This window comes from uncultured Mailhella sp. (genome assembly GCF_944324575.1).
Classification (GTDB): domain Bacteria; phylum Desulfobacterota; class Desulfovibrionia; order Desulfovibrionales; family Desulfovibrionaceae; genus Mailhella.
This window is the reverse complement of record NZ_CALUWV010000084.1, coordinates 1-9,023: the sequence shown is the minus strand read 5'-3', so window position 1 is coordinate 9,023 and position 9,023 is coordinate 1. Positions and strand designations below refer to the sequence as shown.

Annotated in this window: 9 protein-coding genes and 1 pseudogene; 4 read left to right on the top strand and 6 right to left on the bottom strand. The window is 60.0% G+C overall.

Features of this window, described 5'->3' with window-relative positions; translation table 11 throughout:
• The 5 genes and pseudogenes from Q0J81_RS08985 to Q0J81_RS08965 form a co-directional block, all read right to left on the bottom strand.
• Positions 1-920, bottom strand: a pseudogene (locus Q0J81_RS08985) (aminopeptidase); the annotation flags it as partial.
• Positions 921-1,092: 172 nt separating this feature from the next.
• Entirely contained in the window at positions 1,093-2,493 is a 1,401-nt protein-coding gene (gene selA / locus Q0J81_RS08980; RefSeq protein ID WP_294447301.1) for an L-seryl-tRNA(Sec) selenium transferase, read from the bottom strand.
• Positions 2,494-2,580: 87 nt separating this feature from the next.
• Positions 2,581-3,945, bottom strand: coding sequence for a cyanophycin synthetase (locus tag Q0J81_RS08975; RefSeq protein ID WP_294447300.1), 1,365 nt, complete (start codon positions 3,943-3,945; stop codon positions 2,581-2,583).
• A complete protein-coding gene (gene hypB / locus Q0J81_RS08970; protein WP_294447299.1) occupies positions 3,938-4,606 on the bottom strand; it encodes a hydrogenase nickel incorporation protein HypB in 669 nt (222 codons plus the stop codon). The genes Q0J81_RS08975 and hypB overlap by 8 nt, the downstream gene beginning before the upstream one ends.
• Positions 4,607-4,653: 47 nt before the next feature.
• Positions 4,654-5,007, bottom strand: coding sequence for a hydrogenase maturation nickel metallochaperone HypA (locus Q0J81_RS08965; protein WP_294447298.1), 354 nt, complete (start codon positions 5,005-5,007; stop codon positions 4,654-4,656).
• A 140-nt stretch (positions 5,008-5,147) separates the two neighbouring features.
• Here Q0J81_RS08965 and Q0J81_RS08960 point away from each other — a divergent pair, with 140 nt between their 5' ends.
• The 4 genes from Q0J81_RS08960 (at position 5,148) to mtnP (ending at position 8,705) form a co-directional block, all read left to right on the top strand.
• Positions 5,148-6,074, top strand: a complete 927-nt coding sequence (locus tag Q0J81_RS08960) for an AMIN domain-containing protein (RefSeq protein WP_294447297.1) — start codon at positions 5,148-5,150, stop codon at positions 6,072-6,074.
• An 8-nt stretch (positions 6,075-6,082) separates the two neighbouring features.
• Positions 6,083-7,195 (top strand): S-methyl-5-thioribose-1-phosphate isomerase, encoded by a 1,113-nt coding sequence (mtnA, locus tag Q0J81_RS08955; protein ID WP_294447295.1) that lies wholly within the window; start codon positions 6,083-6,085, stop codon positions 7,193-7,195.
• Between the two features lie 10 nt (positions 7,196-7,205).
• The gene (locus tag Q0J81_RS08950; protein WP_294447294.1) at positions 7,206-7,811 is read left to right on the top strand and encodes a class II aldolase/adducin family protein; all 606 of its coding nucleotides are present in this window, start codon (positions 7,206-7,208) and stop codon (positions 7,809-7,811) included.
• Between the two features lie 147 nt (positions 7,812-7,958).
• A complete protein-coding gene (mtnP, locus tag Q0J81_RS08945; protein ID WP_294447293.1) occupies positions 7,959-8,705 on the top strand; it encodes an S-methyl-5'-thioadenosine phosphorylase in 747 nt (248 codons plus the stop codon).
• Positions 8,706-8,823: 118 nt separating this feature from the next.
• Here the strand turns inward: mtnP and Q0J81_RS08940 are convergent.
• The coding region (locus Q0J81_RS08940; RefSeq protein WP_294447291.1) for a hypothetical protein at positions 8,824-9,023 on the bottom strand (200 nt) is incomplete at its 5' end.

Genomic DNA, 9,023 nt, shown 5'->3' with positions numbered 1-9,023 from the left:
AAGAAGCGGGAGCTTGCGCCGGTGGAGCCGTCGGACCCGATTTCCTCCTTGTCCCAGAAGATGAGGCAGCTCGTGTATTCGGGGTCTTCGGCGTCGAGCAGGGCGCGCAGGGCCGTGTATACGCAGATGCGGTCGTCCTGTCCGTAGCCGCCTACGATGCCCTTGTCGAGTCCCACATAGCGGGCGGGACCGGCGGGCACGGCTTCGAGTTCCGCGGAAATGAGATCGTCTTCGCGAATGCCGTATTTCTCGTTGAGAAGCTGGAGAACGCGAGCCTTCACGGCTTCCTTGGGAGCTTTGTCGTTTTCCTTTTCGCTGTCGGCAAGCACGGGCTCATGGCCGAGAATGACGTTGAGCTTTTCGGCGTCGAAGGCTTCGGAGAGCTTGAGTCCTCCGTCTTTGTGGGCCAGATGCGGCAGAAGATCGGCGACGGTGAACACGGGTTCGTTTTCTTCTTCGCCGAGGCAGACACGGATGACTTCGCCGTCTGACTTCACGATGACGCCGTGCAGGGCCAGGGGACGGGCGAACCACTGATATTTGCGCAGACCGCCGTAGTAGTGGGTTTTTGCCTGACCAACGCCTACCTGTTCGATGAGCGGATGCTGCTTGAGGTCGAGCCGCGGGCTGTCGGTATGAGCGCTGATGAGGCGGATGCCTTCGGAAAGCGGTCTGCGTCCCCGGCGGGCCACGAAAATGGCCTTCCCGTGCAGCGCCTGCCAGCCCTTGCCGGTCTCGAAACCTTCGACGTAACCGGCATCCTGGAGTCTGGCAATAACGCCGTCCACGGCTTCGCGTTCGGTTTTGCATTCGGAAATGAAGCGGATGTAATCATCGGCCAGAGCGCTCATGGCCTGACGATCGTCGGCCGAGCGGTAGATTTCCCAGCCGGATTTGGAAGAAGAGGCAAGTTCGTCCATGATGACCTCGAAATGATGTTGTCTTTGAGCGGCGTTTTCGAACCGCAGGATGGCGGAAGTCTGTTTTTCCGTCGCGGCAGAAACCATGTTCTGCCACCCGTTATGCATGCCGTCCGCAGGGGCTGCTATATTCCTTATTAATATAACCATGCGGCGGCATTCGTGAAGGGCTTCAGCGTTCGATTCCGCAAAGCGCGTCCTTCAGCACCCGGGCGACGTCGGGAAATTCGTCGTCGTCCATGGTTCGCGGATCGAGTTCGAACGATTCGTCGCCGAGTCTGCCGACGAGCGGGGGATCCGTGGAGAGCAGGCGCATTTTGAGCTGTGTTGCGGAACATCCGGCGGGGTGAACACATACCAGCGTGGTGGGCATGCCCTGCTCGGGGAAGGAGCCGCCGCCCACGCGGGAAAAGTCTTCCTTCAGCGAGCAGGTGGCGAGTCCCGAGAGTTCTTCGGCAAGGAGTTCCCTCAGCGTCGCGGCCCGCGTTTTCAGAGTTTCCTGATCCATGCTCATGCGGCGCACCGTGGGGATGGCTCTGCGGGCCGTTTCCGGATCGCGGTAGAGACGGAGCGTGGCTTCCAGCGCGGCAAATGTGAGCTTGTCGCAGCGAAGCGCCCGCAGAAGCTGGTTTTTTTTCATTTTGTCGATGTACGCCTTTTTCCCTACGATAATGCCGGCCTGCGGGCCGCCGAGCACCTTGTCGCCCGAGAAGGTGACCACATCCGTTCCCTGACGCAGGACTTCGGGCACGGTGGGCTCGTCATGCAGTCCCCAGTGGGAAAAGTCCATGAGACTGCCGCTGCCGAGATCTTCCAGCATGGGAAGACCGTGGGCATGGGCGAAGTCGGCCAGCTCGTCGGCGGGCACGCTCGAATGGAAACCGATGATGCGGTAGTTGGAGGGATGCACCCAGAGCACGGCCCGGGTATTTTCCGTAAGGGCCCGCTCATAGTCGGCAAGATGCGTGCGGTTGGTCGTCCCTACTTCCCTGAGCGTCGCGCCGCTGCGTTCCATCACATCAGGAATGCGGAAGCTGCCGCCAATTTCCACAAGCTGTCCGCGTGAGAGTATGACCTCTCCGCCCTTGCACAAGGTGTCGAGCATGAGCAGAACGGCGGCGGCGTTGTTGTTCACCACCAGCGCCGCTTCGGCTCCCGTGAGCGAGCAGAGCAGCTCTTCCACAAGACTTGTGCGGCTGCCGCGTTCACCCGTTTCAAGGTCGAACTCCAGGTTGCTGTAGCCGGACGCGGCAATGCGCACGGCTTCCCGCGCTTCTCTGGCCAGCACGGAGCGGCCGAGATTGGTATGAACCACCACGCCTGCGCCGTTGATGACCCGGCAAAAGCGGGGACGGTCCTTTTTTTTCACGACAGCCTGAAGACGGGGCAGTACCTGTTCCGGACTCAGGGCGGATTCATCCGTTATGCGTCCGGACCGTATGTCTTCGCGAAGCTCGTCGAGCACGGCGCGGCAGCTTTCCAGCAGCACGCTGTGCGGCGTGGCGGCAAAGTCTTCCTCCAACCAGCGGAGGCAGGCATCCACCGAAGGAAGCGAGCGGAAAAGTGACGACATGAATGCTCCTGTGATGAGGGAAAACGCTCTGTCGGAAACACGCTTCCGACAGAGCATGGGGGCGTCGCCGCGTCCCTGTGGCGGCTGTTATCCCGCCTGTTGGGAAGCCTTCAGCAGCGAGGGCCAGATAGAAAAGAGTTCCGAGAGCAGATACAGGGAACCGCATACCAGCACGGGCTTTGTACCCGCAGCCTTTCCGGCGGCGGAAAGGGCTTCTTCAAGAGAAGGCACGACACTGGCGGACTTGCCGAGCATGCGCGCAAGCTCGGCGGGAGCGGCAGCCCTGGGGTTGTCCCTGATGGTGGGCACGAAGATGGGCGCATCACCGGCCACCTTTTTCATCAGGGCGGTAAGCTTTTCCGGCTGCTTGTCGGCAAGGCAGGAGAACACCACGGCGCCGGGGTGCTCTTCATTGCTCATGGAGGACACGGCAGACAGGAGAGCCGTCATGCCGTGAGGATTATGGGCTCCGTCCAGCCAGATGGCCGGATGTCCCTCGCCGGCAGGAGCAAATTGAAGCCTTCCGGGAATGAATGCCCTGCTGAGGCCGAGCGCAATGGTGTGCGCGTCCGTCTTCCAGTGATAGCGCTGGCAGAGCATGACCCAGGCAAGGACTGCCGTTTGTGCGTTCACGAGCTGATGGGAGCCTCGCAGACCGAGCTTCACGTCGGAGGGCAGAACGGAGCAGGCTTTGAGGTCGTCCGGCAGGCATTCCCACAGGGCTTTGCCCGCAGGACTGCCGTTGCAGCCTTCGTTCGTGGGGCAGCAGCACAGCGGAATGCCGCGTTCCTGCGCCTTGGCAAAGAGAATGTCGCGGGCTTCCGGTTCCTGCGGCGCACTGACGGCCACCGCAACGCCGGGACGCAGAGCGTCGGATTTGTCGTCGGCAATGGCGGCAAGCGTGTTGCCGAGTACGTTCAGATGATCCATGCCTATGGGGGCAAAGCACACCATGTCCATGGGAAGTGCCGTGGTGGCATCGTAGCGGCCGCCGAGTCCAGCCTCGAAAATCATGAGATCACTTTCACTGGTTTGAAAGGCAGAAGCAGCCATGACCGTGAGAAGCTCGAAGTAGGTGAGATCCTTCTCGGCCTGCACGGCGTTTCCGGCAAGCGCCGGCCATACGCGGCGGGGCAGCATGGTGTGATTGAGCTGAATGCGCTCCTCCGGCCACACGAAGTGCGGCGAGGTGTAGAGCCCCACGTTCATGCCGTGAGCCATGGCTATGGCCTGAAGAAAGACCGACGTCGACCCCTTGCCGTTGGTGCCGACGATCTGTACGGCCGGACAGCGGAACTTGTCGAGTCCGAGGGCGTGCAGCGCGCGTTCCATGCGGCCGAGGCCCATGTCCATGTGGAAAAGTCCGAGGGAATCAAGATGGCGCAGCACATCCTCATAGGAGTGGAAGGGGGAGGACTCGGGCAGCATGCAGCAGGAGGGAGTTTCACTCATGGGCGGCTTCTTTTTTTGCTTTGGCGGCGGCGCGCAGCCACTCGTACCAGTCTTCCAGACCTTCATGATTACGGCAGGACACTTCCATGACGGCAAGATCGGCGTTAAGGGCACAGGCGTGGGCGCGGGCCTTCTTCACGTCGAAGTCCACATAGGGAAGCAGGTCGATCTTGTTGAGAATCATGGCCTTGGCCTTGTGGAAAAGGTAGGGATACTTCTGGGGCTTGTCGTCCCCTTCGGTCACGCTGAGCAGGGCGATCTTGGCGTCTTCTCCGCAGTCGAACTCCGTGGGGCAGACGAGGTTGCCCACGTTTTCTATGAAGAGAATGTCCAGCCCATCGCAGTCGAGTGCCTGAAGAGCTTCGCTTACCATGCTGCTGTTGAGGTGACAGCCGCCTTCGGTGTTGATCTGCACCGCCTGTGCGCCGGAAGCCGCCACGCGTCTGGCGTCGTTGTCGGTCTGAAGATCGCCTTCGATGACGGCCATGCGGAACTCTCCCGCCAGGTCGTTCAGCGTTCGTTCCAGAAGCGAGGTCTTGCCGGAGCCGGGAGAACTGATGAGATTGAGAACAAGAGTGCCGCGGCGCGCGAAGTCGGCGCGAAGGCGTCCGGCTATGCGGTCATTGGCCTCCAGTACGTTGCGGACAACAGGAATTTCCATGATGTGCCTCGGATGGTTCAGATGTAACGGATGCAGAGAAGTCGGAGTCACTCCGCTTCCAGATGGTCGAGAAAAATGCCTTCTCCGCCGATGACGCTGAAAGGAACGGTTTCGCCGCAGGCAGGACAGGGCGCGTAGAGGGCGTTTCTGTCGTCGGGGGTGAATTCGTGGCCGCACAGACAGCAGGAAAGGCGCAGCGGCTCTTCCACAAGTTCGAGCTTCGCCCCCTCGTCAGGAGTACCTTTCGTCATGGCCTCGAAGGCCATGCGCATGGCGTCGGGCTGTACCTGATCCAGTACGCCGTGCCGTATGCGCAGAAGAGTGAGACGGTGTGCTCCGTGACGGGAAAGTTCTTCCCGCGCTATGTCCATGACGCTTGCCATAAGGGAGAGTTCGTGCATGGAAATGCTCTATAGGAAAAAGGCCTGACCGTCCACTGTGGCAGAATTTTTCACATGAGCAGGCGGCTTGTCATGCCCCCGGAATCTCGGCTATAGAGGACGTAAACAGCGCTTCGCATTGCGGAGTATGAGAGGATGACATGGGCAGAACTTTGCGTCTTTTCGCCTGTGCTGCGGCCATGCTGGTCGTTGCTGTGGGCGTGGCCGCCTTTTTTAAGGATGAACCCGGCTATGAGGCCGGACGTTCGGAGATATCGGGCAAGCTCGTCGGTCTGACGGAATTTCAGGAAAGCAGGGAAGCTCATGCGGTATCCGCCGTTGCGGACAGCGGGCGGGAACTTGAATCTCTGCCGTCCCCCTCATCTGTCGACGGCAAAGACTCCGTGGATACTTCCCCCCGGAAAAACGACAGATCTGTAGCTGCATCCGCCCCCTTCGATACGAGACCGGCAAGCGTTGAAATGGAAAGGACGTCGGATGCCACGACCGCAGCGAAGGCGGAGCGGTCGGAAGAGATCAAGGAAAAAGGGGCGGCTTCCGCAGCGTCTTCCGTTGCAAAGGAAAAGGGTGGTGCTTCTTCCGGCGGAGACGGAAAGGGCGCGCCGGCAAAGTCCGAAAAGCAGGAAAGCCCCAAAAAGCAGCCGTCGGATGATGTTCCTGTTCCGTCGGAGGGGGGGGCCGTCGAAAGTGTCGCCCCTCAGCCTGTGGAGGAAACCGGGCAGAAACATGTCGCTACTGCGGAAGCTGAGCAGAACGGCCAGACGTATGAACGCGTGGTGACGTCCGCAAAGTTTTCCATGCAGGGCAGTCAGATCAAGCTGACATTGCAGGGCAACGCGCCCATGGTGGGACATTATTTCACCCTCGGCAACCCCGACCGCGTGGTTCTTGATCTTGCCGGCAACTGGGAAATCAACGTGCCACGCGTGCCGAGCAACCGGCTCATTCAGGCCGTGCGCGTGGGGCAGCATGACGACAAGACCCGTCTTGTCTTCGACATGAAGACCACGGGCAAGGCGGCGCTTGTTCCCCTGAACCGCAATGCGCTTGAGCTGCGAATCCAGTAGAGTGACCCATGAACGTGAACGGCAGACATTACCGTACCATATGGACGGAAGGCGAAGGCGCGGACGAAACTCTTTTCATCATTGATCAGACGGCGCTTCCCCATGAGTTCAGAACAAGGGCGCTTGTCAGCGTGGATGAGGTGTGCAGCGCCATACGCGACATGTGGGTGCGCGGCGCCGGGCTCATAGGAGCCACGGCCGCGTGGGGCGTGTGGGTAGCCGCCCGCACGGCTCCGAAGGACGATTTTTGCGGCTTTGTTGCCCGGAGCATGGATAAGCTGCGCGCCACGAGACCCACGGCCGGAAATCTTGTCTGGGCTCTTGAGCGTCAGAAGAGAGCCATGGCGGGACTTTCCGGCGATGCGGCCATTCGTGCCGCCCGTACCGAGGCTCAGGCTGTTGCCGACGAAGATGCACAGTTCTGCCGACGCATCGGGGAGCACGGTCTTTCCATTATTAAAGAAGCTGCGGCCCGCCATCCCGGTCGGCCCGTGAACATACTTACGCACTGCAATGCCGGATGGCTGGCCTTTGTGGATTACGGGTCTGCGCTCTCCCCTGTGTATGCGGCCTTCGATGCCGGCATTCCCGTGCATGTATGGGTGGACGAAACAAGGCCGCGCAATCAGGGCGCGAGTCTTACCGCCTGGGAACTGGGCAGGCACGGCGTGCCGCATGATCTTATTGTGGACAACGCAGGCGGTCATCTCATGCAGCACGGCATGGTGGATCTCGTCATTACCGGAGCCGACAGGGTGACGCGCTGCGGCGATGCGGCCAACAAGATAGGCACCTATCTCAAGGCATTGGCCGCCGCCGACAACGGGATTCCCTTTTATGTGGCCCTGCCTTCGTCCACGTTTGACTTCGCGCTGCGCGACGGCGTGCGCGAGATTCCCATCGAGGAGCGAAGTGCCGACGAGGTGCGCATGATTTCCGGACTTTCGGCGCAGGGGAGAGTGGAAGGCGTGCTGATCTGTCCCCAGGACACGACGGCCCGCAACTGGGCCTTCGATGTGACGCCCGCGCGGCTCATTACTGGACTTATTACCGAACGAGGCGTGTGCGCCGCTTCGGAGCAGGGGATTCTGTCCCTGTACCCGGAACAGGGCAAGGCCTGAGGATAAACGCATGAGCGAGGAAGAAGGATACGTCAAATACCGCTGCGTGCATGAATACGGTCCGGCCCCGGAGCATCCCGACTGGACGGCGCTCAATGAGCTTCGGACCGATCTTGTTCGCGCCGGGCTTGTGGGACAGCTCGAAAACGGCGTCGGATACGGGAATCTTTCCCTGAGGGCGGAGCAGGGCTTTGTGGTCACGGCTACAGCCACGGGACATATTTTCGTGCTCGGACCGGAGCATTACTGCCTTGTGACCAGGTGCGACATCGACGCCAATACCGTCTGGTCGGTGGGACCGGCACAGGCCAGTTCCGAATCCATGACCCATGCGGCCATATACGAAGCGTCTCCGGTTACGGGATGCGTCATTCATCTGCATCATGCCGGGCTCTATGATCAGCTTATTCGGGGCAAGGCTCCGGCCACAGCACCCGGGGCGGCGTTCGGCACTCCGGCCATGGCGCACAGCGTGGCGGAACTTGTGCGGCGTCATCCTGCGGACGGCATCATCGCCATGACGGGCCACCAGGACGGCTTTCTCATGTACGCGCCCAACGTCGAGCATATGCGTGACCTTTTATATATGCTCTCGCAGGGGTACATTCCCTGTTAGACACGGCGCGGCAGGAACTCCGGAAAGCTGCGGCAGAGCGACGGAAATTGGGGAAAGACTCGGCATGAATGTAGAGAAAACTGGCTGCGCTGCGGCAGAGACCGGGCATTGCAGAACCATGGACATTGAACCTGCATTGGAAACATCATGAATAAAATAGGCATTATAGGCGGCAGCGGTCTTGATGATCCATCGTTTTTTGAAGTTTCCCGCGATATGGCGGTGAGTACGCCTTACGGCGAGCCGTCCAGCTCGCTCAGAGAAGGCAGCATCGGCGGCGTGCCGGTAGTGCTCATGGCGCGGCACGGCCGCAGGCATACCATTCCGCCCACGCAGGTGAACTATCGCGCCAATCTGTGGGCATTGAAGGAAGCCGGATGCACCCATCTGCTGGCCAGTACTGCCGTGGGTTCTCTGCGTGAGGAAATCGAACGGGGGGATCTCGTTATTCCCGATCAGTTCATAGACTTCACCCGGCTGCGTCCGCTGAGCTTCTTTGAGTCGTTTGAGCCGGGCAATCCCGTGCATACTGCCATGGCTGAGCCTTTCGACGCAGCCATGCGACGGGCTCTCGCCCGCGAGCTTTCGGCTCTGGGGTATCGTTTTCATGACGGCGGCACTGTCATTACCATTGAAGGGCCGCGTTTTTCCACAAGAGCGGAATCAAGGATGTTCCGTATCTGGGGAGCGGATATCATCAACATGAGCATTGCCACGGAAGCCATCATGGCCAACGAGCTGGGCATTCCCTATGCCGCCGTGGCCATGAGCACAGACTATGATTCCTGGAAGGATGATGATGTGGTCACATGGGAGGCCATTCTTGCCGTGGCTCAGAGCAATGCCGAAAAGGTTCTGGAGCTTTTCAAACGAGTGGTGCCGACTCTTGCCTGATGGCAGTCGATTCGGCATTTCGACGTGAATTTGTCGGTCAGAGGCGGGGAGCGTTGGCTTCACGCCTCTGTTTGTTTACGAGTGGGGGATAGCTGCCGACTGCAACAGGGGAAGTGTCTTATTTGAGAAGGGCAGAGAGAAAAGCGCTCCAGATGCTGCGGACGGAGCGCCTTTTCGCAGCATCTTTGCGGACTAAAGTTTTTTTCCGATGTCTTTTGACGGACCGGGGGCTGGAAAAACCGGGCAAAAAACGGGAAAAGCGGCGAAGAGGGCCCGAAATCGGCTGGAGAGTCATCTTCAGCCGATTTTTATGCTGTT

Excerpts from the sequence above, each read along its gene's own strand:
- selA (WP_294447301.1), bottom strand. The coding sequence starts at position 2,493 with ATGTCGTCACTTTTCCGCTCGCTTCCTTCGGTGGATGCCTGCCTCCGC.
- Q0J81_RS08975 (WP_294447300.1), bottom strand. The coding sequence starts at position 3,945 with ATGAGTGAAACTCCCTCCTGCTGCATGCTGCCCGAGTCCTCCCCCTTC.
- hypB (WP_294447299.1), bottom strand. The coding sequence starts at position 4,606 with ATGGAAATTCCTGTTGTCCGCAACGTACTGGAGGCCAATGACCGCATA.
- Q0J81_RS08965 (WP_294447298.1), bottom strand. The coding sequence starts at position 5,007 with ATGCACGAACTCTCCCTTATGGCAAGCGTCATGGACATAGCGCGGGAA.
- Q0J81_RS08960 (WP_294447297.1), top strand. The coding sequence starts at position 5,148 with ATGGGCAGAACTTTGCGTCTTTTCGCCTGTGCTGCGGCCATGCTGGTC.
- mtnA (WP_294447295.1), top strand. The coding sequence starts at position 6,083 with ATGAACGTGAACGGCAGACATTACCGTACCATATGGACGGAAGGCGAA.
- Q0J81_RS08950 (WP_294447294.1), top strand. The coding sequence starts at position 7,206 with ATGAGCGAGGAAGAAGGATACGTCAAATACCGCTGCGTGCATGAATAC.
- mtnP (WP_294447293.1), top strand. The coding sequence starts at position 7,959 with ATGAATAAAATAGGCATTATAGGCGGCAGCGGTCTTGATGATCCATCG.